Here is a 25,073-nt window from a genome sequence, read left to right on the forward strand (position 1 = left end):
GATCGCTACCGGCAATCGGGACGGTTTTTGTGCGGATAATCCTGAGGATCCCCGGGGTGGTTTTTGTGTTGACACCCCTCGCTCGCCTGATAGAGTGCCGGGGATCGAAGCCGAATCGGAAGCATGGAAAACCAAGACCTCACCGTCACGCCGAAACAACTGGCGCTGGACATTTACGAAGACATGTCCGCGCAAGGTTCGGCGATCTGCGAATCGACAAGGGACATTGGTTTCCTGCGCAACAACATCTTCACCCGGGTCGGCGGCTTGGGCATCGCCGCGCGGCGCGTGCTCGATGCCGCGTACTTCATCGTCGCGACCAAGGCGCCTGAAGAGCTCATCGACGACAAGGTCTATACCTTCACGGCCGACATCAACTACTTCAAGTGGCTGATGCGTTACGACAGCCGAAATCACAGCCACCTCATTGCGCAGATGCGATCCGCTGCCCGGGCGCGCGTCGAAATCATGACGGCGCCGTCGATCGAGGAACTGACCGAAAAGGACTCGTGGGGAACCATCAGCCTGCTGGGCGATTGCTACATCGAGCGTAACGTCGTTTGCATCCTGCTCGCGGGACGCGTCATCAAGTATCTGATCAGCCCGTATAAGGCGCATTGGCTGAGCCTGCGTGCATCGACGGCTTTCTCGCTCTCGCTCGCCCGCGCGATCTACGACCGCCTGATCCCGTGCGAAGGCCACGGCGTGACGGAGTGGTTCGCGTTCGAAGACGTACTGGAATGGCCGGGCAAGGTCGGCGAATCGCGCAAGGAAGTGAAGGAATTCAAGAAGCGCTTCCTCGAGCCCGCTATCGATCAGCTCAACGACGTCTCGGATTTCGATGTCAGCTGGGAGCCCAACGCCGAACGTGTTCCGGCGGAGAAGCTGAAAATCCGTTTCCGCTTCACGAAGAAGCAGGGCGCGGACGCCGCGCGCGCCGGCATTCAGGATTCGATGTATCTCCTGTTGCACAACGAGTTCGCCTTCGATACGCCCGACTTCGAGCGCCTCGCCAAGCGCCGCGACGTCTGGACCGACGAGCGGCTCGAGCAGGCTATCGAATACACGCGATTCAAGCTCAACGAGGGCAAGGTGACGGTCAGCCCGCGCGGCTATCTCTTCAAGGCGCTGGAGGGGAATTACCGCATCGGCGAAGCGGACCGGAGAATGGCGTCGATCAAGGCGAAGCAACTCGAAGACGACAAAAAGGACCGTCGCTCGCGCGATACGGCGCAGGCGCATCTTCAGGCCAGCATCCAGGTTCAGAACGACACGGCCAAGGCCAAGATGAGCGAAGAGATCCAGGCCGGCCGCGAGTACTTCGAGTCGGTCGACGCTTCCGCGCGCAAGGAGCTTTGCCACTCGTTCGTGAGCCAGTTGATTCCGCAGCGGCTCATCGAAAAGCAGGGCCTTTCACGCGAGAGCGTGAGCGCCGAAAATATTCTCACGGTCAATCGCGTGGTCGCCGACGCGTTCTGTGCCCATGTCTACGCGAAGATGAAAAAAGCGCGCGCGGGCAGCCGGATCTGATTCTCGCGAACGCCGCGAATTCATCTGGAATCCGAAATATCCTTCAGCCTCATCTGGCAGGCCGATTCAGCGGCTTCTGACACGCCGCGAGCACCGCGCCCGCCGCCAGCACGAGCGCGGAATACACGAGGCCGCGAGTGAGCCCCGCGCTATCCGACACCCGCCCGATCACCACCGGCCCGACGATCTGCCCCAGCGCGAACACGATCGTGAATGCGTTGATGCCCGTCGGCCATTGATTCGCCGGCAGGTTGTGCCGCACGAACGCCGTCGTCGATGCCACCGCCGACAGAAACGTCGCACCGAACAGCGTGCCCGAAACGAATGCCGCCAGCGGATGCACGAGCATCGCAGGAATGAGCGTTGCCGCGGCGAGCAGGCCGTTCAGGATCGCCAGTGCCTGACCGCCGCGCATGCGATCGAGCAGCCCGGACCACATCCGCGCCGATACCACCGTCGCCACACCCAGAAGGACGTAAAAGCCGCTCACCACCTCCGCCCTCATGCCCGCATTGCGAAGCAGGGCGACGATGAACGTCATGTAGCCGATATAGCCGATGCCGAAGCATCCATATCCGGCGAGCGCGAGCGCGAAGCGCCGGCGTTGCACCGCCGCGCCGGATATGGACTCCGCACCGTGACGCGCCGACGAAAGCGGGTGTGCGGATTCGATCCGCCGCGCGGCCCAGACCGCAACGCCGGAAAACGCGGCGCAGGCCGCGGCGAGCGCGAACCACGCGAAGCGCCAGCCGTGCGCAACCGGCAAAACCGTGAGCGGAACGACTACCGACGAAATCACGATGCCCCAGCCCGTGCCGCCGTAGTAGAGGCCGATCACGAGCCCCGCGTCGCGCGGCGACATCGATGCAAGCCGTGCAGCGAGCACACCGCCGCTCACGAAGATGAGCGCGCTGCCGATGCCCGTCGCCACGCGCAGCACGAGCAGCGCGTTGGTATCGGTCGTTGCGCCGCTCGCCGCCATCAGAAGAGCCGTGAGCGCGCAACCGGCAATGAACAGCGTCCGGGAGGCGACGCGCCTTGACAACCGGGAGAACGCGAGCGCGCCGAGCAGATAGCCGAACGCGTTCGCCGTATTCATCGCGCCGGCCTGGGCGAAGTTCCACGCGAGGTCGAGCCGCATCGGCGGAAGAAGAAGCGCGTAGGAAAAGCGTGCGAGCCCGAGTGCGATGGCGCTGCCGAGCGACAACGCCACCGCGAGCAGGAGCGCGTGCTTGCGATCGGCTTCGTGGACGATCCCGCTGGAATGGGCCGGCTTGTTCTCGCGAAGGTCTCCGCTCGCATCGTCGTGCTGTATCACGCTCTTGTCGTCCTTTGGATGGCGATTCGTCTTGTCATGTCTATGGTATCGCGGACCGGTCACATTGCTTACACAAGCCGTGGCTAAGCTTCGCAGCGCTGTATCGATATGCGCGACCCCGCCGGAGAATCCCGATGTCGATCGTCCCGAGCCGCCACGCCGTGGTGGCGTGTTTTGCCGTTTGCGTCTGCGCAATCGTTTGCGGATGCGGCAGGCAGGAAACGGCCAGCGAGCCGTCCGCGACACCCGCCATGAGCGCGACGAACGCGACAGAAGCAACGAGCGAGCTTCAGGACTGGGCGAAGCAAGCCACGGCAGGCGCATCCGAACCAGCCGCGCGAGCCGCCGTCGCACGGGTTGCATCGGAGCCGCTCGCAACACCCGTGATTCACACGGTGGACTGACCTTTCCTATTCACTTCCCCCGCGAAACGAATGAAAAACAAGAACCGTCGTGATTTTCTGCGCGCGGCCGTCGAGGCCGCAGGCGCGACCGCCGCGCTGAACGTGATGCCGCTCGGCATTCGCCAGGCGCTCGCGATTCCCGCGAACAACCGTCATGGATCGATCGAGGACATCGAGCATATCGTCGTGCTGATGCAGGAGAATCGTTCGTTCGATCATTACTTCGGCACCTTGCGCGGCGTGCGCGGCTTCGGTGACAAGAGCGCGGTGACGCTGCCGGGCGGCAAGCCCGTTTTCAACCAGCCGATCGCGGCGGGCGCGGGCGAAGTGCTGCCGTTTCATCCCGGCGCGTCGAACCTCGGCCTGCAGTTCCTGCAGGATCTGCCGCACGACTGGGTGAGCGGGCAGGGCGCATTCCACGGCGGTCTGTACGATCAGTGGGTGCCGTTCAAGGGCACGACGACGATGGCGTATCTGCAACGCGACGATATCCCGTTCCACTATCAGCTCGCTGACGCCTTCACGATCTGCGACGCCTATCACTGCTCGACGAACACATCGACCGATCCGAACCGCTACTACATGTGGACGGGTTACGTCGGCAACGACGGCGCCGGCGGCGGTCCGGTCGTCGACAACGCGGAAGCGGGCTACGGCTGGTCCACGTTTCCCGAAGTGCTCGAGCGCGCGGGCATCTCGTGGAAGATCTATCAGGACATCGGCACCGGACTCGACGCCAAGCACTCGTGGGGCTGGACCGACGACGCGTACATCGGCAACTACGGCGACAACTCGCTGCTCTACTTCACGCAATATCAGAACGCGCAGCCCGGCAGTCCGCTCTACGAAAAGGCGCGTCTCGGCACGAACGCGGCCGCCGGCGACGATTACTTCGCGATCCTGAAGCGCGACGTGCAAGCGAACACGCTGCCGCAGGTCTCGTGGATCGTCGCGCCGGAAGCGTTCTCCGAACACCCGAACTGGCCCGCGAACTACGGCGCCTGGTATATCGATCAGGTCTTGCAGGTTCTGACGTCGAACCCGGAGGTATGGAGCAAGACAGCGCTTCTCATCAACTACGACGAAAACGACGGCTTCTTCGACCACCTCGTTCCGCCGTTCCCGCCGACTTCGAGCGCAAACGGCCTTTCGACCGTCGATACGACCGCCGAGATTTTTCCGGGCAGCGCGAAATACGCGAGCGGTCCGTATGGCCTTGGCGCGCGCGTGCCGATGCTCGTCGTGTCGCCGTGGTCCAAAGGCGGCTGGGTGTGCTCCGAAACATTCGACCATACTTCCGTGATCCGCTTCATCCAGAAGCGCTTCGGCCGCGCGCATGGTCTCGCCGAGCCGAACATCTCGCCGTGGCGCCGGGCGATCTGCGGCGACCTGACATCCGCGTTCGACTTCCGCAATCCGAACACCGCGATGCCCACGCTGCCCGGCACGAGCGGCTACGTGCCGCCCGACAAGCTGCGCCATCAGGACTACGTGCCCGTTCCGCCGACTACGCAGGCGATCCCGAAGCAGGAGCCAGGCGTGCGCGCCGCGCGCGCGTTGCCGTACGAGCTGTTCGTGCGCACACGTCCGTCGAAGGGCGCCGTGTCGTTCGATTTCGTCAACACCGGCGGCGTGGGCGCGGTGTTTCTGCTCTATCGCAACGCGAGCGCCGATGCGCCGCGCACCTACACGGTCGAGGCGCGCAAGCGTCTCGCGGACCGCGTCGCGGCGAATCCGGACGGCAGCTTCGACTTCGTCGTGCACGGCCCGAACGGATTTCTGCGGCGGATCGCGGGCACGGCGGACGCCCCGTCCGGCTGGTGGTCGCGCGAACAGGCCGCGCCGGAAGTCGCGGAAGGTTATGACGTCGCCAATGGCAATCTGCAACTGCGGCTCGTGAATCGCGGAACGGCCGCGTGCACCTTCAGCGTGACCAATGCGTACGATCCGTCGAAGACCATCACGCGGCGCGTGCGCGGCGGAGACACCGCGCAGGTCTACCTCGATCTGCGTGACGCCCACGGCTGGTACGACGTCGAAATCAAGGTCGACACCGATCGCGCGTTCTTGCGGCGCCTCGCGGGTCACGTCGAGACCGGACGCGACAGCATGAGCGATCCGGCGCTCGGCGAATGACATCGACGGCAACAATGGCTTGCTCATCGTAGTAGGTATCGCCGGCCGTGCGCATTCAACACTTGCGCACGGCCGCGCGTCGAACGCATCTTCTCCCGACCACACTCCCTGACATTCCTGCCATCTCGGACGTTTTTTCCGATCCTGCCTCGTCAGGCAGCGCACATACGTGGGACATCACGCATTGCGAAGCGCAACGAAGCCTGTGAAGATCGAGCGTGCACGCCAGTTCATGCTTAAGATCGGGGCGACGGTGAAATCAAAATGGCACGCCGCGCGTCGTATCGCACCATCAAATCCAACAACGAATTGGGGTGCAACACGGAGACGGGGATGAGAGAACGAGCAACAGTGCTGCTGGTTCGTCACCAGTCAGTGCTGCTGGTCCGGGAGCGTGGCGGACCGTGGTTGCTGCCAGGCGGAGCGGTAGCATTCGACGAATTGACGATTATTGCGGCGATCCGAGCGCTGCACGAAGACACCGGGGTGCAGGCGAGCGCCGCCGCTTTTCTGTTTCAGCAGGTATCGGCGCATCATCTGCATCATGTGTTTCGCATTGCGATACCGGACGACGTGCATGTGCGGCCGAAAGCCGACGCCAGATTCCACGAATTGCTGTGGATCGACGCGCGTCAGCTCGCGAACGTCAGCGCGACGCCCGGCACCAGGGCCATCCTGACGCGTGCGATGGGCGGCGGCCGTGATTCCCCGAGGCATGCGTGGAGTCACGGTGGCGCGGAGTCGGAGGTGGCGGCTGGCTTTAGCCGACGTGGCCGCTAGCGCGGACCGGTTTCCCTTCGACTGACGATTCTTCTTGTCTGCGCAAACCGCGCGGGCGCGTATTTCGCTGCGAAATGAATACTTTTTCGGCGAAGTTACGCCTATGCTACCGTTTGAAACGCTTGCGGGCGCTCGTGCGTGTATCGCCGAGCGCCCGTTGCAGCCTTGAGCAACGGAGGCATTCGCCCTTTGATTGGCGGAGGAAACCATGAAGCTCGTCAGCATGTTCGCCGGGACCGTCGGATTCGTGGCCGTGGTGGGCCTCTCATTGTTGGCGGTCGCGGACATTCTCTTGACAACATCCGACAAACCCACGGAGAAAGAACGCCTCGCGTGAGTTTTGGCCTTCTTATAGCCGAATGACCGGTTAATTGTCGGTCAAATAGGTGGCCGACTGTCGAAGAAACGTCGTATATCAGTTGAAGACATTCGAATGGCGGAATGCTGTCTTTCGAAAATTGGCCGCAATAATTAATACACCGCGTATCGAAATTCGATTAATCGCGGTCGCGTCCGTCGCACGGCGCGGGGTGACGTGCACGACGCCTGCGTCCTGCGGAGCGCGCCGGGCATGGCTCCTTGCGCCGCCGGTCGTCGGAACAGACGTGCTTTCACCCATTTGTTCAGGGATTTGCGCGCACCGGATGCGTCGGAAAATCATGCTGGAGGTCGCGTGGCGGAAATCGGCCGATTAGCCATGTGATATAATCAGAAATAAATCAAAGTCATTCGGTCAAACTTTCAGCCACGGGTTTAATCTAATGCTTGATTCATCGCGGATGAGCGCGGAGGAAGCATGTCAGTAGTCGGTGTTATAGGCGCAATTGTTTTTTTCGCAATAATCGGTCTTGCATTGCTGGCCGTGTTCGAAATTATCTTTTCGCCTTCTTCCAGACATAAGGCAGATGAAACGAGCGAGCCGGGTCACAAGCGGCAGACCTGGTTTCGCAGGCGCGAAGTCGCCGTGCGCCGTGATGAGCCTTGATTCACGAAAAATTTTCCTGCTCCGCCAACAAGTTAGGATCTCCGCCGCCATCGGCGAAGCAGCCTCCCGCCAAGCCGCCGATCATCACGCAACGCCGCATTTCCGGCACAGCCGTTCAAATCCCTCGCATTAATTAGCTGTCGCAACAGTGTGCGATAGCGCACCGCACGCACATTCCCCAGACTCTAGTCTTTCTTCGCCGGCATCAACATGAAATGGACTGTTCATCATTTCAAATGCCGGACCACAAAACATATAAAGACAGTTAAGCGTTTAGCTAAAGATGGAAGTGCGATCGGCTGGCAAATCGCTGCTGTCTGAGGGAAAAGAAATGGCGCAACCCGCATATCCTTCCGTGCTCGAGTGGTGGACGCGCGTCGAAAAGCGGATCTACGGTGACTCCGACGAGACACCGCGGATCCCCTCTCATTCCCGTGCACCGATCATGGTCCTGTACGACGGCTGCGAGAACATCGAGGCGCTGTGGAAAGCGCTGCTCCAATGCCGAACTCCGCATATCCAGGTCGTATGGAAGTCGCCCGAATCGGACGAGATGCGTCTGCTGGCGGAATCGTATGTCGCGATACCGGAGAAGCTTTTCTTCCTGAAGTCGCTGCAGACGAGTCTGCGGCGCGTCGCCGTTCTCGTCGAGCGGGCGCAGAAGCGTCTGGAGGCGGCCTCGTCGCCTCGTGATTTGCCGCTCGTCAAGGCGAAGGCGCGGACGGCGCGTCTGTCGGCTTTCACGTCGGCGTGTTTCGCGTTGAGGCATCTCGGCCGCAAGGTGCTGAACCAGCCGCTCAAGCTGCTGATTCAGCGCGGGCACTGGGTTCTGGCATATCGTCGCACGGGCGCGGAGAACAGCGTCGAAGGAGACGAAAGCCGCAACTGGGTCACGCTTCCCGGCATGACGTCGCAGTTTCACGCCGATCCGTTCCTTTGGCGCGGCAAGAACGGCGACTATCACCTGTTCTTCGAGAGCCTTCCCTACGACACGAACCGCGGCACGATCAGCCATATCGCGTTCGATCCGGTCACGCAAAGGTGGCAGGAGACGCCGCGCGTCGTGCTCGACAAGAGCTATCACCTGTCGTACCCGTTTCTCTTCGAGCATGAAGGCGAGGTTTTCATGATCCCGGAGACGTGCGGCAATCGTACGATCGAAATGTACCGCGCCGCCTCGTTTCCGACCGACTGGGTGCTGCACAAGGTCATCATGCGCGACGTCGTCGCGGCCGACACGACGCTCTATCACGACGGCAAGACGTGGTGGATGTTCACGAGCATGACCGAAGACGGCGGATCGAACTGGGACGAACTGTCGATCTTCCACTCCGACAGCCCGTTCGGCGAATGGACCGCGCATCCGATGAACCCGGTCGTCTCCGACTGCCGTCTCGCGCGCATGGCCGGCAACCTGTTCAAGGATGGACAGAACCGCCTGATCCGTCCCGCGCAGAATTGCGAGCGCGAATACGGCGCCGCGCTGACGTTCCGCGAGATCACCGAACTCACGACGACGACCTACGCCGAACGGACCGTGTCGATTCGCACGCCGCCGCGCGGCCATCAGGGACTTCACACGTGGAATGCGGTCGGCGGAATCACGGTCATCGATCTGAAGACGCAGCTTCGCAAATGGAATCCGTGGCGCGGCCCGATGAGGCGCGCATGACGCAAACGGCGCCCGCGGCCAGTAGCGCGCGGGCAAGACAACCGGCGTGTGGCGCGTCGCACAGTGCGTGCCACGGGCGCCGGCTTACATTGATGACTCATCGGAGACTGGAAGCCGCATCGGGCAATATTTTGCGCGCGCGTCACACAGGTCATCCGGTGAGGCAGCCCATCGCCATAAAACACACCCGTCAGCACCAGCATCTCCGCCAGCAGCGCGCGCGCCGGTTGCCTGGAGACGGGCCCATCGCAGAAAAACGGCAGCCGGGACCATGAAGCTTCTCCATGTCATCGTTGCGCTCAATGCGGACGGCGCTGAACGCATGCTTCAGCGCCTCATCGAGTCGCACATCGAAGATCCGCGGTTTCGTCACGTCGTCTGCTCGCTTACGACGACCGGCAAGGTCGGTGAAGAACTGGCCGCTCGCGGCATCGACGTGCATAGCCTCGGCATGCGTTCGCCGCTCGGCTTTCCGCGCGCGTTATGGCACCTCGTGAAGCTGATCCGCAAGGTGCGCCCCGACATCATTCAGACGTGGATGTACCACGCCGACTTTCTCGGCGGACTCGCGGGACGGCTCGCGGCGCACAAGCGCATCGTGTGGGGCGTGCGCACCACCGACGTGAGATCGGGCGGCTCGCGCGTGACCGTGCTGTTGCGCAAGATCTGTGCGTGGCTTTCGTACTCCGTGCCGCAGGCGATTGTGTGCGCGGCCGAGGCATCGCGCCGGGCGCACGTGTCGGTCGGTTATGACGCGAGCCGCATGATGGTCGTGCCGAACGGATTCGATGTCGCGCGCCTGTCCGCGACGCCCGAGCAACGCGCCACGATCCGCCAGCAATGCGGATTCGAGGACGGCACGGTCGTGGTCGGCATTCTCGGGCGCTTTCACCCCGTGAAGGATCATGAGAATTTCGTGCGCGCCGCGGGCATGCTGGCCGCGCGCCATCCCGACGTGCGCTTCATGATGGTCGGCCGCGATCTCGACGCGAACAATCGCGAGCTCGCGGACTGGATCGCGAAGACGGGATTCGCGTCGCGCTTCGTGTTGCTCGGCGAGCGGCGCGACGTGCCCGCGTGTCTGTCGGCGATGGACGTGTTCTGTCTTTCGTCGCGCACGGAAGGCTTCCCGAACGTGGTCGGCGAGGCGATGGCGATGGCGCTGCCATGCGTCGTCACCGACGTCGGCGATGCGGCCATGCTCGTCGCCAACACGGGCGTGGTCGTCGCGAAGGAAAACACCGACGCGCTCGCGGCCGGACTGTCCCGCGTCGTCGACATGACGCCCGACGAGCGTATCCGTCTCGGCCAGATGGCGAAGGCCCGCATCCACGCCGAATTCACGATGATGCGCGCGCGCGAGCGTTTCGAAGATATCTACCTGCGGCTCGTCCAAGAAAAGTGAGCATCGCATAAGCGTGGCCTCTGGCCGCATCTGAAGGAGAACGAACATGTGCGGTATCGTCGGCTTTCTGGGTGGTCGCGGCTTCGGCCCGGGCGACTCGAAGACAACGGTCCGGAAGATGGCGCTTGCCATCGCCTATCGCGGACCCGACGACGCGGGCGACTGGACCGATGATCTGCGCGGCATCGCGCTCGGTCATCGCCGGCTGGCGATTCTGGATCTCTCGGCGGCGGGGCATCAGCCGATGTCGTCGGGCAGCGGCCGTTATGTGATCGTCTTCAATGGCGAGATCTATAACCATCTCGATCTGCGCGAGGAACTCGAAGACACGCAGCGCGCGCCCTTCTGGCGAGGAAGTTCGGATACCGAAACATTGATGGCCGGCTTCGATGCGTGGGGTATTCAGGCGACCATCGAGCGCGCGGTCGGCATGTTCGCGTTCGCGGTGTGGGACCGGCAGGAATGCCAGCTCACGCTCGCGCGCGACCGGATCGGAGAAAAGCCCCTTTATTACGGATGGCAGGGGCAGGGCGATGAAGCCGCGTTCGTGTTCGGCTCCGAACTCAAGGGGCTGCGCGAGCATCCCGCGTTCGAGAACAACGTCGATCGCGGCGCGCTGACGCTGCAGATTCGCCACGGCTGCGTGCCCGCGCCGTATTCCATCTTCGAAGGCATTTACAAGCTCGAACCGGGCAAGATGCTCACCGTGTCGCTCGAACGGCGTGAGCCGCGCATCTGGGCGTACTGGTCGGGCGTCGAGGCGGCCGTCAACGGCGCCGCGCGCGGTTTTGCGGGCACTGCCGAGGACGCCGTCGAAGAGCTGGAGCACTTGCTCAGCGATGCGATCCGCCAGCAGATGCTCTCCGACGTGCCGCTCGGCGCGTTTCTCTCGGGCGGCGTGGATTCGTCGACGATCGTCGCACTGATGCAGAAGCAGTCGTCGCGTCCGGTGAAGACCTTCACGATCGGCTTCAACGAAAGCGACTTCGACGAAGCAAAGCTCGCGAAGGCCGTCTCCGCGCATCTCGGCACCGAACATACCGAGCTGTACGTGACGGCGCGTGAAGCGCTCGATGTCATTCCGCGTCTGCCCGAACTCTACGACGAACCGTTCGCGGATTCTTCGCAGATCCCGACGTTCCTCGTATCGCAACTCGCCCGGCAACACGTGACGGTGTCGCTGTCCGGCGACGCCGGCGACGAGCTCTTCTGCGGCTATCAGCGCTACCGCACCGCGCCGGACATGTGGGACAAGATGACGGTGCTTCCGGCGTCGTTGCGCAAGCTGGCGGCATCCGGCATCGTCGGGATTTCGCCGAAGCGCTGGAACAGCATGGCCGGGCTGATGGAACCGATACTGCCGTCGTCCCTGCGCGGCGTGAAGGTCGGCGACAAGCTCCACAAGGGCGCGCAATTGCTGTCGTGCCAGTCGCGCGACGAAGTGTATCTGCATCTGATGTCGCAATGGAACGACCCGGCGGCGCTCGTGATCGGCGGTCATCAGCCGCCCACGCTGATGACCGGCAACGCGCCGGCCTTCACCGGCCTCGACGACGTGCAGCGCATGATGGCGCTCGACATGATCACCTATCTGCCCGACGACATTCTCACGAAGGTCGATCGCGCCGCGATGGGCGTCTCGCTCGAAACGCGCGTGCCGTTCCTCGATCATCGTGTCGTGGAGTTCGCGTGGCGCCTGCCGCAATCGATGAAGGTGCGCGACGGGCAAACCAAATGGGCGCTGCGCCAGGTGCTCTATCGTCATGTGCCGCGCGCGATGATCGAGCGGCCCAAGCAGGGTTTCGGCGTGCCGATCACGCACTGGCTGCGCGGCGAGCTGCGAGACTGGGCTGAAGCGCTGCTCGACGAATCGCGGCTGCGTCGCGAGGGCTTCTTCGATCCGGAGATGGTGCGGGCGAAATGGCAACAGCATCTGTCGGGCGAGCAGAACTGGCATCGGCAGTTGTGGAACGTGCTGATGTTCCAGCAGTGGCTCGAGCATCAGAACGCTTCGTCGATCCCGCTCTTCACGTCCCCCACGGCGGATCTCGCCGGCATGGCAGGCTGATATCGCCGGGCGGCGTTCACGCGCCGCTCATGACGATGTTCATAGCGAAAGGCCCTGGTCTAACGGACCAGGGCCTTTTTCTTTGTGCGCAGACTGCTGCGATGATCGACGCGCCGTAGTCGTATCGCGTTTCATGGCGGTCGGATATGCGCGGAGAGCGTATGCCGATGCGCAACTCATGACGGCCGGCCCGAAGCGATAAAGGCACATGACGGAAAGCTCAAAGCCCAAAGCCCAAAGCCCAAAGCCCAAAGCCCAAAGCCCAAAGCCCAAAGCCCAAAGCAAAAAGGCCCCGGTTGTATCGACCAGGGCCTTTCATCTTTCTGCCATCTCCGGCGCGCATCGCGCCGGAATCGTGTGACTTCGATTTACTTGTGATGCGTCGTCTGCTCGGGCACGGCGGCGGGAACGACGGCCTGTCTGCTGCCCACGAGCCAGCGCGGCGTCTTGAACCGCACGATCGCGGTGTACAGCCAGACGTACGCGACGACGAACACGGCCGCGGTCACCGCGAGCACCACCGGGTTGTGCCAGAAGAGCGAGGCCGGCACGATGCCGATCATGCTCAGCACCCACAGATACGGCGACGTGCGCGCGTTTCGGCGCTGGCGCTGACGCGGATCGCTTCCTTTGCGCACGATGCGCTTGAAGATCAGCGTATGCAGGTGGATGCCGTCAGGCGCGCCGACCGGCCGGCCGCGCACGATCCTGCGGCGGTAGATCGAGAACAGCGTTTCGAAGAGCGGATAGATCGCGACGACCATCGCATACCACGCGCAGACGGTCGGGTGCCGGGCGACCAGCAGCACGAGCAGCTCCGCGATCGTGAAGCCGATGAAGTACGCGCCGCCATCACCGAGGAAAATCGACGCAGCCGGATAATTCCAGATCGCAAAGCCGCCGATCGCGCCGATCATCGTGAGCGCGGTGCTCATCACGAGCAGATCGCCGACTTCATGCGCGACATAACCGATCGAGCCGAAGATCAGAATCGACACGACCGCAGCGAGTCCGTTGAAACCATCGATGATATTGACTGCGTTGGTGAGCCCCGCGACCGCCAGCACCGTCAGGCCGATCGCGATGGGCGCGACAGAAAGGATCGGATCGACGAGCGGCAGATCCACACGGCCGACCACGCCGTTGAGCAGAAACGCGCCGAGGAGCGCCGCCAGCATCGCACTCAGAAGCCGCGCACGGACGCTGACGCGCTTCGTCAAATCCTCGATTACGCCACTTCCGAATGCCGGCGCCGCGCAGAGCAGCAGCAGCAGGGATTCGTCGCGAGGATTTCCCCCGAAAATCGCGGCGATGGGAAAGGTCACGCAAGCCGCGACCATCAATGCGATGCCGCCGATCCTGGGGACCGGATGAGAATGATTCTTCTGAACCCCGTTCAAATCATGATCCAGGGAGAGCGCCCCGTAGCGCCCCGCGAATCGAACTATAAGTAGCGTCATGCAGAAAGAACTGATGAAGCCAAGCGCAAGGTTTAACATTTTTTTCACTCACGAAGAGGGCGCATCTCTTTTCGAATATCAAAACCCGAAAGCGTATGGTAGGTACAACCCCTGTCATTGTCCACGCATTTATGGCGCTTTAATGTGTGAAACCGAGCCTACCGGGATTATATTGGGACTTCCCCCGATTATTCATACAAACGCGATTTTAATATCCCATAAAAACACGATTTTCATATAAAGGACTTAAAATCCGTTTTAAAAGAATCGTGCATAGTCGGTGCGCAAGCCCACCTTCGCACGCAGATTTTTGGGGGGTCGGTACGTTTTGCCACGGAGGGAGGGCCTGGGGCTGTCTCTATGCCTAGCATAGGCCGGAAGGAGCCTCACCGGTAGGCGAAAAAATGTCCGGAAATCGAACCCCGGCTAAACCGGCTTTCTTCATAAAATTAGCAGTTCGATTAAAAGCAATTATATGTGCGGTGCCGCGCATACAACAAGACCCGTTGTGATAATTTTCGATTTGCTCAAATGGCCCGCATACTCAATAAATTTTTAAAAGTGGGTTATAGAACACTCGGCCGCGTTGAAAGGTTCGATAAACAACAAAAATCGTCTGTGGGAATTTCTCTTTTTTTGAGTCGTGTGTTTCAATACGACTGCAATGCCGGGGCGGGATATTAACGGCCCTGAATGCCGGCCTGAATTCAAGAATAAGGAAATGGTGTTTGCGCCCTTTTGGGTGCGCTGCAAGTGTTTCGATCCGCATCCGGTGCGCATACCGCGCGCCGGTCCCATAAGAGCCTGTAACGAGACGTTCCATGAAAGTTAAAAATCAGGCGTCAGCCGTAACGGCCGAGACCGACAAAGAGATCGAGCTCACGTCGATTCTCGAAACGCTGGGCCGTCACTGGAAGATGATCGCGACGACCGTGGCGGTCGTCTTCAGCATCGGGGTGGTGTACGCGTATTTCTCCGCGCCGATTTATCAGGCAGGCATGCTCGTCCGGGTCGACGACTCGAGCAGCGCGCCGCCGACCGACTCACGCGACATGGTGAGGACCGCGGCCTCGATGTTCGACCAGCGGGCGACGGCCGAAGGCGAGATCCAGGTCATCGGCTCGAAGTTCGTGCTCGGTCCCGTCGTCGATGCGCTCAAGCTGTATATCCAAGCCGCGCCGCATCGCTTCCCGCTGATCGGCGGGATGATCGCGCGTACCACCGACGAAACGTCCACGCCGGGTCTGTTCGGTCGCGGCGGTTACGCGTGGGGCGCCGAATCGATCGACGTGTCCGCGTTCGACGTGCCGAAGAAGTTCGAAGGCCAGGAATACACGCTGCGCTATCTCGGCAACGGCCAGTATCAGGTTCGCGGCCCGGGCATCGAAACGGGCGTCGGCGGCCAGACCGGCACCGTGCAGCGCTTCGACACTGAAGCAGGCCCGATCTCGCTGCTCGTCGGTTTCATTCATGGCGAAAAGGGCGTCGAGTTCGATCTCACCCGCAATTCACGCGTGTCGGCCATCAATCGCCTGCAGAACTCGCTGACGATCGCCGAGCAAGGCAACAAGTCGGGCGTGATCAGCACGTCGCTGGAAGGCAAGGACCCGGTGCTCGTCGCGGCGACCATCAACGAACTCTCGCAGATGTACATCCGGCAGAACGCCGATCGTCGCGGGATCAACGCCGAGAAGTCGCTCGAATACCTCGAGCAGCAGCTTCCCGACGCCAAACGTCAGATGGAATCGGCCGAGGACAACTACAACGCGTATCGCAACAGCCGGACGATGTTCAATCCGGACGAAGAAGGCCGCATCGTCATGCAGCAGGCTTCGCAGGCGGACGCGCAGTTGCTCGACCTGAAGCGCCGCCGTTCGGACCTGGCCGTTCACTTCTCGCCGTCGCATCCGAGCGTGGTGGTGATCGATCAGCAGATCGCGGCGACCGAGAAGTACATCAACGACCTCGCGGCGCGCGTCAAGGCGATGCCGGCGGCCGAGCAGGGCGCGCTGCGCCTGCAACGCGACGTGCGTGTGAGCACCGATGTCTATTCGGCGTTGCGCAACAACATCGAAACGATGCGTCTCATCCGGGCTGGCCGCGTGCCGACCGTGGAACTGCTCGACCGCGCCGAAGTGCCCGAGCGTCCCGTCAAGCCGGTCAAGGCGCTGGTGCTCGTGATCGCGGCAGGTATCGGACTGTTCATCGGCATCGTGCTGGCTTTCGCTCGCGACTTCCTGTTCAAGGGCGTGCTCGATCCGAAGGAACTGGAATCGAAGACGGGTCTTTCGGTATTCGCGACCATTCCGGACAGCGAACGCCAGAAGGAACTCGCAAAGCGTATCGCCGACAAGCGGCCGGAACAGCTCGCGCTCGCCTCGCGTTATCCGACGGACCCGGCCGTGGAAGGCCTGCGCATGATGCGCTCGTCCCTGCACTATGCGTTGATGGATGCGCCGAACAACGTCGTGATGCTGGCGGGTCCGCTGCCGGGTATCGGCAAGTCGTTCGTGTCGGCGAATCTGGCGACGCTCCTGGCCGCCGGCGGCAAGCGCGTGCTGCTCGTCGATTGCGACCTGCGCCGCGGCCACCTGAACCAGTACTTCGGCCTGCCGCGCGGCAAGGGGCTCGTGGATATCGTCAACGGCTCCAGCACGCTCGAAGAAACCGTGCATCGCTCGGTGCTGAACAACCTCGACTTCGTGCAGTGCGGCTTCTATCCGCCGGACCCGGCCGAACTGCTTCTGTCGAACGCGTTCACGGAATCGGTGAGCCGCGCATCGGAGAACTACGACATCGTGCTGCTCGACGCACCGGCCATCCTGGCGGTGTCGGACACGGCGATCATGGCGCCCGTCGCGGGTTCGATCTTCCTGGTTGCGCGTTATGGGGATACGCGCTCCGGGGAAATCTCGGAGTCCGTGAAGCGGCTTGAACAGTCGGGCGCAAGCGTGACCGGCGTGCTGCTCAACGGCTTCAAGGTGCATTACGGCAACTACGCCCAGGCGCGTCAGTACGGCGGCTACGCCTACGCTGCCTACAAGGCCGACAACGAAGGCTAGAGCCTGACTCATCCGGCATACACTCGTGCTGGACCCCGAATCAAAAAGTAGTACTAAATAAACGTCCTGAGTCGTATAACGAGGAGAAGTGAATATGTTCTCGCCGCAAGAGTTGAAACTCGGCATCGTGGGCCTGGGTTATGTCGGCCTGCCGCTAGCCGTCGAATTTGGCAAGCGTCATCCTGTCGTGGGCTTCGATATCAACCGCGCGCGCATCAACGCGCTGAAGGAAGGCCGCGACGTGACGCTCGAAGTCGACGATGCCGAGCTGGCCTCCGCGACGTTGATGCAGTACAGCGCCGAAGTCGAAGATCTGCGCAACTGCACGGTCTTCATCGCCACCGTGCCGACGCCGATCGATCACTACAAGCGTCCGGACCTCTCGCCGCTGATCGGTGCGTCGACGACCATCGGCAGCGTGCTGAAGAAGGGCGATGTCGTCATCTATGAATCGACGGTTTATCCCGGCGCGACCGAGGAAGAATGCGTGCCCGTGCTCGAGAAGATGTCGGGCCTGAAGTTCAACGAGGACTTCTTCGTCGGCTACAGCCCGGAGCGGATCAATCCGGGCGACAAATCGCACCGTCTGCCGGACATCAAGAAGGTCACGTCCGGCTCGACGCCCGAAGTGGCCGATTTCGTCGACGAGCTGTATCGCGGGATCATCACCGCGGGCACGCACAAGGCGAGCAGCATCCGTGTCGCTGAAGCGGCCAAGGTGATCGAGAACACGCAGCGCGACGTCAATATCGCGCTCATCAACGAACTGTCGATCATCTTCAACAAGATGAATATCGATACCGAATCGGTGCTGCTCGCGGCCGGCACGAAGTGGAACTTCATCCCTTTCCGCCCGGGCCTCGTCGGCGGCCACTGCATCGGCGTGGACCCGTATTACCTGACGCACAAGGCGCAGGCGATCGGCTATCACCCGGAGATCATTCTTGCCGGGCGCCGTCTGAACGACAGCATGGGCAACTACGTCGTCTCGCAACTCGTGAAGACGATGACCAAGCGCGAAATCGCCATCTCGGGCGCGCGCGTACTGATAATGGGCCTCACCTTCAAGGAGAACTGCCCGGACCTGCGCAACACGCGCGTGGTCGACATCATCGCCGACCTCAAGGAATACGGCGTCCAGGTTGACGTGTACGACCCGTGGGTGTCGAAGGAAGAGGCGCATCACGAGTACGGCATCGATCCGATCGAGCAGCCTGCCAAGGGCGTCTACGACGCGATCGTGCTCGCCGTGGCGCACCGCCAGTTCGCCGATGAAGGCGCGGATGGCATCCACGCCTACGGCAAGGCGAAGCACGTGCTGTGCGACCTCAAGTACATCCTGCCGGCCGAGGCGAGCGACATGCGTCTCTGAAGCTCGGTGGCATCGGGTCAGCCGATGCAGGCCGTCGCACAACATCGCCGCGGTTCGGCCCTCGAAAATTCGGGGGTTGCCCGCGGCGATGTCAACCGGACCTTCGGAGTTCGCAATGAAGATGCCCAAGGTAGTTCTGTACGCCAACACCGATTGGTATCTATTTAACTTTCGCCTTTCGTTCGCTCGCAAACTGCGCGATGCGGGTTTCGAAGTCATTCTGTTATCACCGGACGGCGAATACGGCCCGAAGCTGCGCGATCTCGGTTTTCGCTGGCACGCGGTGCCGATGAACCGTCGCAGCCTGAATCCGCTTCGCGAACTGGCGCTCGTGCTGTGGCTCGCGCGCTTCTTCAGGCGCGAAAAGCCGCAGCTCGTGCACGGCTTCACGATCAAGAGCGCGGTGTACGGCTCGTTCGCGAGCAAGCTCGCCGGCGTCCCCGCGCGCGTGAACGCGGTCGCGGGCATGGGCTACGTCTTCACGAGCCGCGACCTCAAGGCGCGTATCCTGAAGCCGGTCGTACGCCAGGTGATGCGCACGGCGCTGAACGGCCGCGACAGCATTCTCGTCCTGCAGAATCCGGACGACATCAAGCTGTTCGAAGCCGCGCGCATCGTCGAGTCGAAGGGGATCCGCCTCATCAAGGGATCGGGTGTGGATCTGACGCGCTTCAAGGTGCGCGAGGAGTCGCCCGAGGACGCGGTCAAGCCGCTGCGCATCCTGCTGGCGGCGCGGCTCGTGTGGGACAAGGGCATCGAGGAATATGTGGAGGCGGCGCGCATGCTGCGGCGCGAGAATCGCACCGTGCGCTTCCTCCTCGCGGGCTCGCCCGATGACGGCAATCCGGCGTCGGTGAGCACGGCGATGGTGCAGGGCTGGGTGAAGGAAGGGCTCGTCGAATGGCTCGGTCATGTGAGCGACATGCCGAAGCTCTTCGCCGAAGTGGATGTGATGGTGCTGCCGAGCTATCGCGAAGGCTTGCCGAAAGCGTTGATCGAGGCCGCCGGTTGCGCGTTGCCGCTGATCACGACGGATGCGCCGGGTTGTCGCGAAGTGGTCAGCGAGTCGGGCGTGGATGGCTTGCAGGTGCCGGTGCGCAATGCCAGCGCGCTCGCCGACGCGATCCGCCAGCTCGACGACGACCGCGCGCTCGCGAGAAAGCTGGGCCTCGCCGCGCGGGAAAAGGCACTGAAGAATTTCGACGAACGCATCGTCATCGAGAAGACGCTGGCCGTGTATCGCGAGCTGGTGCCCTCGATCGCGATAGAAGGCGAGCGCCGCGAACACGCCGCGCCCGTCGGTAATCTTGGAGACTTTCATGTCTGATCGTTACGAATCGATCCGCCAGCAACTGACGCGCACGCCGCGCAAGTGGCTGATCACCGGCGTCGCCGGGTTCATCGGCTCGAATTTGCTCGAAGCGCTCTTGAAGCTCGATCAGGAAGTGGTCGGGCTCGACAACTTCGCGACGGGTCATCAGCGCAATCTCGACGAAGTGCGCTCGCTCGTGACGCCCGCGCAATGGGACCGCTTCAGCTTCATCGAGGGCGACATCCGCAATCTCGACGATTGCCGCGCCGCGGTGAAGGGCGCCGCCCACGTGCTGCACGAAGCGGCGCTCGGCTCGGTGCCGCGTTCCGTGAACGACCCGATCACGACGCACGAAGTGAACATCAGCGGTTTTCTGAACATGCTCGTCGCCGCGCGCGACGCGAAGGTGGAGAGCTTCACCTACGCGGCGTCGAGCTCGACTTATGGCGATCATCCGGGCCTGCCGAAAGTCGAGGATCGCATCGGCCAGCCGCTTTCGCCCTACGCGGTGACGAAGTACGCGAACGAGCTGTACGCATCGGTATTCGCGCGCACGTATGGCCTGAACGCCATCGGCTTGCGTTACTTCAACGTGTTCGGCAAGCGCCAGGACCCGGACGGCGCCTATGCGGCCGTGATTCCGAAGTGGACCGCCGCGCTCATCGACGACGAGCAGGTGACCATCAACGGCGACGGCGAAACGAGCCGCGATTTCTGCTTCATCGACAACGTCGTGCAGATGAACATCCTCGCGGCGCTGTCCGACGAGCAGGCGCGCAACCAGGTCTATAACGTCGCGGTCGGCGATCGCACGACGCTCAATCAGCTCTATGACGGCCTCAAGCGCGTGCTCGCCGAGAACGGCGTGCTGAACGACGGCAGCCCGGTGTACGCGCCGTTTCGCGCCGGCGATGTGCGCCATTCGCAGGCCAACGTCGACAAGGCCGCGCAGTTGCTCGGCTACGCGAACGCCATTGCGCTCGCCGACGGTCTCGCGATCGCGATGCCCTGGTACATCCGCTTCCTTTCCGGACGGCGGCTGGAGCCGGTCGAAGCCGAAATGGCGACGAGGACCGCATGAAGATCGTCGTTTTCATCTACTCGATGCACGGCGGCGGCGCGGAGCGCGTCACCGCCAATCTCGCGAACGAGTGGGCGGCGCTCGGCTGGGAAGTGACCGTCGTCACGCTGACAGCCGGTGAAGGCGACGTCTATCCGTTCCATCCGGGCGTGAAGCGCATCGAGCTGGGGCTTGCGGGCGGCGTCGAAGGCGGCGGCTTGCTGCGCACGGCGCTGTCGAACCTGAAGCGCGTGCTCGCCTTCCGCAAGGTGCTGCGCGAGACGAAGCCGACGGTCGCGCTCGGCGTCATGGCGACCGCCAACGTGCTCGCCGTCCTCGCGGGCATCGGCTTGCCGTACAAGATCATCGCGAGCGAACACACGCATCCGCCGAGAGCGCCGCTCACGCCGTTCTGGGAACGTCTGCGGCTTCTCACGTATCGCTTCGCGGACAAGGTCGTCGCGCTCACCGACGAAACCCGCGAATGGATCGAAACGCATTGCCGCTGCACCGACGTGAAAGTGATTCCGCCGCCGTTCACGCTGCCGATCGCGAAAACGAATCCGATGATCGAGCCGCGCAGTGTCGTCGGCGACGAGCGGCGTGTGTTGCTCGCAGTCGGCCGGCTGTCGCCGGAAAAGGGCTTCGACAGTCTCATCGACGCGTTCAGGAAAATCGCCGGCTCGCTGCCGCAATGGGACCTCGTGATCGTCGGCGAAGGTCTTGCGCGCGCGAGCCTCGAACGGCGCGTCGAGGAGGCGAAGCTGCATGGCCGCGTGTTCCTGCCGGGCCGCGCGGGAAACGTCGCGGACTGGTACGAGCGCGCAGATCTTTACGTGTTGAGCTCGCACTTCGAAGGCTTCTCGATGACGCTCGTCGAAGCGATGGCGAGCGGTTGCGCGGCCGTGAGCTACGACTGCGATTCCGGGCCGCGCGTGATCGTCACGCACGGCACGAACGGCCTGCTCGTGAATCCCGTCGGCGATTCCAATGCGCTCGCGAAGTCGCTCGAAACGCTGATGCGGGACGACGCCGAGCGTCATCGCATGGCGCTGTGCGCGACCTCGGTCAACGACACGTTCGCGCTGCCGAAGACCATCGCGCTGTGGCAGGAGGTGTTCGAAGAGTCCGGCGTGAAGGTTCCGCTGCGCGCGGACCTGCGCGTGCCCGTTGTCGAACGATGAGGAGCCAACGATGAAAATCATGCTCGTCGTCAGTTCGATGGGAAGCGGCGGCGCCGAGCGCGTCGCGGCTTCGCTCGTCAATGCATGGGCGCAACGCGGCGACACCGTGACGCTCGTGATCACGTACAGCGGCCGCGGCGCGTGCTTCTATCCGCTCGCCGAAAACGTGCGCTGCATCTTTCTCGCCGATCGCGTGAAGGCCGGCGCGCGCATGCTGCAATATCCCGCGCGCTTTCGGGCGTTGCGCGGGCTGATCCGCGAGAGCGCGCCGGATGTCGTCGTGTCGTTCCTCTCGAACGTGAACATCACGACGATTCTCGCCACGCGCGGGCTGGGCGTTCCGGTGATCGCGTGCGAGCACATCGACCCTTCCGCCGATGGCCGCTCGCAGCTCATGAGTCAGATGTGCCGCTTCGTCTATCCGAGCGCGGATCTGCTCACGCTGCTCACGGACAACATGGAGGCATCGTTCAGAAAGATGGTGCCGCGGGTGAAGCGCATCGAAGTGGTGCCCAATCCGCTGCCGGACGAGTTGTTGCTGTTGCAGCCCGAGACCATCGAAAAGAGCGCCCGCAAGCGCCTCGTCGCGGTTGGGCGTCTCAACACGCAGAAGCAGTTCGATTTGCTGATCGACGTGTTCGCGACGCTCGCGCCCGAGTTTCCCGACTGGGACCTGTGGATCTGGGGCGAAGGCCCGGAACGCGCCGTGCTCGAAGCGCAGGTCGCGCAGTTGCAAATGGGCGAACGCGTGCTAATGCCGGGCAAGACCACGAGTCCCTGGGAAGAAATGGCGCGCTCGGATACGTTCGTGCTGTCGTCGCGTTATGAAGGTCTGCCGATGGCGATGCTCGAAGGCATGGCGCTCGGACTTGCGACCGTCGCGTTCGACTGCAAGAGCGGCCCGCGCGAACTGACGCGCGACGGTCAGGACGGCGTGCTCGTGCCTCCCGGCGACAAGGCCGCGCTGATCGATGCGCTGCGCCGCGTGATGTCGGACGAAGCGCTGCGCGTCGAACTCGGACGCAAGGCTGCGGCTTCGGTGCGGCAACGCTACTCGTCGCCGGCGATCCTGCGCCAGTGGGACGCCATCTTCGCGCAACTCGGCGCGCGCTCGCGTGGCGACGAAAGCAAGAGCACGGCTTATCGGCGCACGATCACGGGAGAGAAAGCGTAATGGTCGACCGGCGACGCGTGATCCACTCGCTGCTGATGGGCGCCGTGGCCGGCGGGTCGGGCGCGCTCGGCCTGAACGCGCGCGCGGCCGAGCGGCGCGACGTCGTCACCGACAAGTCGTTCGGCGTGAAGGGCGATGGCAAGACCAATGATCGCGTGGCGCTGCAAACGGCCATCGACCGGTCCGTCGATCAGACGCTGTTGATCACGGGCCGGTGCCGCATCGACGAGAAGGGGCTCAATCTGCGTCGCAACAGTCACGTGCGTTTCGCGCCGGGCGCGTCGATCAAGCTGTTGCCGCACGACACGTCGTTCTATTCGATCTTTCGCATCTGGGACGTGAACAACGTGCTCGTCGAGAACGCGGTGCTCGACGGCAGCAAGGAACTGAACGCCGCCAAGCCGGAGCTGCGCGAGAACGGCCACGGCATGGGCTTTTCGATCGCGGGCAGCACCGAGGTGACGCTCATCTCGCCGAAGACGGTCGGATGCTGGGGCGATGGCATCTATATCGCGAACAGCTACAACGTCGGATTCAAGTACAGCAGCGGCATTCGCGTGGTGAATCATCATGCGGACCGCTGCCGCAGACAGGGTGTGTCGATCATCAGCGGACGCAATATCGTGTTCGAAAATCCGCTGTGGGAGAACATCGGCGGCACGCAGCCGGAAGCGGGGCTGGACGCGGAGCCGAACAGCAACGCGGACATTCTCGAGAACATCCGCATCGTCAATCCGACGACGCGCAAGTGCAGGTACGGCATCATCGTCTGGCTGGAGGAGATCGTCGGGCCGATGCCCAAGCATATCGATATCGGCATCACCAATCATCGCGACGAAGGCGCGAGCGATGCGGCGTTCGCGGTGTCGGCGCTCAAGCTGAACGGGCGCAAGGTATCCGGGCAGATCGCCAGCCATTCGCCGACATGGGTCAGCCCGCGGCTTTCCACCGTCGAGAGCATCGATTACGACAAGGCGGGACCGAAGATCGTCGTCACCAACCTGAGGCTCGTGCCATGACAGCCCGCGCCCAAGGACAATAACTAAAGCGGAACAAGGCCAATACGATGCAATCAACGACAATGGACAACACCGCGCAGCAAGTTGCACCCGCGAAGCGGATACGCGGATTCGCGTACTTCATGACGCCCTCCGGATGGGCGTTCCTGGTGCTGGCGACCGCCGCGATTTCGATCGTCGCGTTTCGCGAGCGCAGCGTCGGGCTGATCTTCGACCAGGAAGCGTACATCCAGTACTTCCGCTCGACGGACTGGCACTGGCTCGTGCAGTTCTATCAGAACCGCGAGTCGGACATGGGCTTTCTCATCAGCCTGATCACCGAGGAGCTCGGATGGCGCTCGTGGGTCATTCTGCTCAACGCGTTCGGCGTGACGCCCGAAGGCGGCATTCGCACGACGGTGGTGCTGCTCAACCTGATCGTGATGTATTCGCTGCTGCAGACGCGGCGGCCGCTGATCGGCCTGCTCTTGTGGCTCGTCATTCCCTACGCGCTCGCGACCGTCGGACTGTTCCAGATCCGCCAGGGCTTCGGGCTCGCGATCGCGATGCTGTTCGCCTGCCGCTTCAACCGCCCGACGCTCGGCATGGGTCTCGCGAGCTTCGTGCATACGACCTTCGCGGTGCCGACCGCGCTTCTTCTTGCCGCGGGGTTCGGCGGCGAGAAGAAGCGCTCGCTCATCGTGGTCAGCGTGACGGCGATCGTGCTGGCGTCGGCGGCGAAGTTCCTGTTCGCGACCTACGGCGGACGCCGCATCGACGAATACACCGGTTATCAGGAGAACTTCACGATCAAGCTGCTGGCGCTGCTGTTCTTCTACACGATGGCGTCGATCATGGTGCTGTACTCGACGTGGCGCTCGCCTGAAACGAAGCGCGAGATCAACTACACGCGTCTGTCGATCATGCATTTCGGCCTGTTCGTTTATCTCGTCGTCGCGTTCTTCGTGTTTCCGTTCGCGAAAGGCCGCGTCTGGTATTGCGTGCCCTTGCTCCTGCCGTTCCTCGCGCCGGAGATCAAGTTCAAGAACGCGGCCGTTCTCGTCATCACCTTCGGCGTGTTCGTGGCGGTCGCCGCCGACGCAACGAAGAGTTATTTCGAAGGCGTCTATCACTACTTCCTGATGCCCTGACG

At 62.6% G+C, this 25,073-nt stretch carries 19 protein-coding genes; 17 read left to right on the forward strand and 2 right to left on the reverse strand.

The features are described from left to right. Positions 1-123 precede the first annotated feature (123 nt). Positions 124-1,530, forward strand: a complete 1,407-nt coding sequence (locus PQR08_RS10690) for a replication initiation protein (RefSeq protein WP_238294866.1) — start codon at positions 124-126, stop codon at positions 1,528-1,530. A gap of 49 nt (positions 1,531-1,579) precedes the next feature. On the opposite strand, the gene PQR08_RS10695 is transcribed toward PQR08_RS10690, so the two are convergent. After that, a complete protein-coding gene (locus tag PQR08_RS10695; protein ID WP_250486492.1) occupies positions 1,580-2,785 on the reverse strand; it encodes a YbfB/YjiJ family MFS transporter in 1,206 nt (401 codons plus the stop codon). A 197-nt stretch (positions 2,786-2,982) separates the two neighbouring features. On the opposite strand from PQR08_RS10695, the gene PQR08_RS10700 reads away from it, so the two are divergent. From PQR08_RS10700 to asnB, 8 genes are all read left to right on the forward strand, one after another. After that, positions 2,983-3,252, forward strand: a complete 270-nt coding sequence (locus PQR08_RS10700; RefSeq protein WP_408161279.1) for a hypothetical protein — start codon at positions 2,983-2,985, stop codon at positions 3,250-3,252. Positions 3,253-3,282: 30 nt separating this feature from the next. Next, positions 3,283-5,388: a phosphocholine-specific phospholipase C gene (locus PQR08_RS10705; protein ID WP_250486436.1), complete on the forward strand. Its 2,106-nt coding sequence runs from the start codon at positions 3,283-3,285 to the stop codon at positions 5,386-5,388. A gap of 264 nt (positions 5,389-5,652) precedes the next feature. After that, a complete protein-coding gene (locus PQR08_RS10710; RefSeq protein WP_238216915.1) occupies positions 5,653-6,168 on the forward strand; it encodes an NUDIX domain-containing protein in 516 nt (171 codons plus the stop codon). A 208-nt stretch (positions 6,169-6,376) separates the two neighbouring features. Next, entirely contained in the window at positions 6,377-6,505 is a 129-nt protein-coding gene (locus PQR08_RS10715) for a hypothetical protein (RefSeq protein ID WP_255503871.1), read from the forward strand. A gap of 459 nt (positions 6,506-6,964) precedes the next feature. Then, positions 6,965-7,153 (forward strand): hypothetical protein, encoded by a 189-nt coding sequence (locus PQR08_RS10720; RefSeq protein WP_187606947.1) that lies wholly within the window; start codon positions 6,965-6,967, stop codon positions 7,151-7,153. A 331-nt stretch (positions 7,154-7,484) separates the two neighbouring features. Continuing rightward, positions 7,485-8,825: a glucosamine inositolphosphorylceramide transferase family protein gene (locus PQR08_RS10725; protein WP_250486437.1), complete on the forward strand. Its 1,341-nt coding sequence runs from the start codon at positions 7,485-7,487 to the stop codon at positions 8,823-8,825. A gap of 271 nt (positions 8,826-9,096) precedes the next feature. Beyond that, positions 9,097-10,230: a glycosyltransferase family 4 protein gene (locus tag PQR08_RS10730; RefSeq protein WP_250486438.1), complete on the forward strand. Its 1,134-nt coding sequence runs from the start codon at positions 9,097-9,099 to the stop codon at positions 10,228-10,230. Positions 10,231-10,276: 46 nt separating this feature from the next. After that, positions 10,277-12,298, forward strand: a complete 2,022-nt coding sequence (gene asnB, locus PQR08_RS10735; protein ID WP_250486439.1) for an asparagine synthase (glutamine-hydrolyzing) — start codon at positions 10,277-10,279, stop codon at positions 12,296-12,298. A 368-nt stretch (positions 12,299-12,666) separates the two neighbouring features. On the opposite strand, the gene PQR08_RS10740 is transcribed toward asnB, so the two are convergent. Continuing rightward, positions 12,667-13,797 carry an MraY family glycosyltransferase gene (locus PQR08_RS10740; protein WP_187606943.1) on the reverse strand — a complete coding sequence of 377 codons (1,131 nt, stop codon included), beginning with the start codon at positions 13,795-13,797 and terminating at the stop codon, positions 12,667-12,669. Positions 13,798-14,579: 782 nt separating this feature from the next. Here PQR08_RS10740 and PQR08_RS10745 point away from each other — a divergent pair. From PQR08_RS10745 to PQR08_RS10780, 8 genes are all read left to right on the forward strand, one after another. Next, the gene (locus tag PQR08_RS10745) at positions 14,580-16,820 is read left to right on the forward strand and encodes a polysaccharide biosynthesis tyrosine autokinase (RefSeq protein WP_187606942.1); all 2,241 of its coding nucleotides are present in this window, start codon (positions 14,580-14,582) and stop codon (positions 16,818-16,820) included. A 94-nt stretch (positions 16,821-16,914) separates the two neighbouring features. Beyond that, positions 16,915-18,192, forward strand: a complete 1,278-nt coding sequence (tviB, locus tag PQR08_RS10750; RefSeq protein ID WP_187606941.1) for a Vi polysaccharide biosynthesis UDP-N-acetylglucosamine C-6 dehydrogenase TviB — start codon at positions 16,915-16,917, stop codon at positions 18,190-18,192. 115 nt (positions 18,193-18,307) lie between these two features. Continuing rightward, the gene (locus tag PQR08_RS10755) at positions 18,308-19,519 is read left to right on the forward strand and encodes a glycosyltransferase family 4 protein (RefSeq protein WP_250486440.1); all 1,212 of its coding nucleotides are present in this window, start codon (positions 18,308-18,310) and stop codon (positions 19,517-19,519) included. Beyond that, positions 19,512-20,585 carry an SDR family oxidoreductase gene (locus tag PQR08_RS10760; RefSeq protein WP_250486441.1) on the forward strand — a complete coding sequence of 358 codons (1,074 nt, stop codon included), beginning with the start codon at positions 19,512-19,514 and terminating at the stop codon, positions 20,583-20,585. Before PQR08_RS10755 ends, PQR08_RS10760 begins: the two co-directional genes overlap by 8 nt. Next, positions 20,582-21,748, forward strand: coding sequence for a glycosyltransferase family 4 protein (locus PQR08_RS10765; RefSeq protein ID WP_250486442.1), 1,167 nt, complete (start codon positions 20,582-20,584; stop codon positions 21,746-21,748). The genes PQR08_RS10760 and PQR08_RS10765 overlap by 4 nt, the downstream gene beginning before the upstream one ends. Positions 21,749-21,758: 10 nt before the next feature. Next, on the forward strand, positions 21,759-22,922 hold the full coding sequence (locus tag PQR08_RS10770) for a glycosyltransferase family 4 protein (RefSeq protein WP_250486443.1): 1,164 nt from the start codon (positions 21,759-21,761) through the stop codon (positions 22,920-22,922). Continuing rightward, on the forward strand, positions 22,922-23,941 hold the full coding sequence (locus PQR08_RS10775) for a hypothetical protein (protein ID WP_250486444.1): 1,020 nt from the start codon (positions 22,922-22,924) through the stop codon (positions 23,939-23,941). The genes PQR08_RS10770 and PQR08_RS10775 overlap by 1 nt, the downstream gene beginning before the upstream one ends. 47 nt (positions 23,942-23,988) lie before the next feature. Then, complete coding sequence (locus PQR08_RS10780) at positions 23,989-25,071, forward strand: hypothetical protein (RefSeq protein WP_250486445.1); 1,083 nt, start codon at positions 23,989-23,991, stop codon at positions 25,069-25,071. Positions 25,072-25,073: the final 2 nt, after the last annotated feature.

It is taken from the genome of Caballeronia jiangsuensis (assembly GCF_046030135.1).
Lineage (GTDB): Bacteria > Pseudomonadota > Gammaproteobacteria > Burkholderiales > Burkholderiaceae > Caballeronia > Caballeronia jiangsuensis.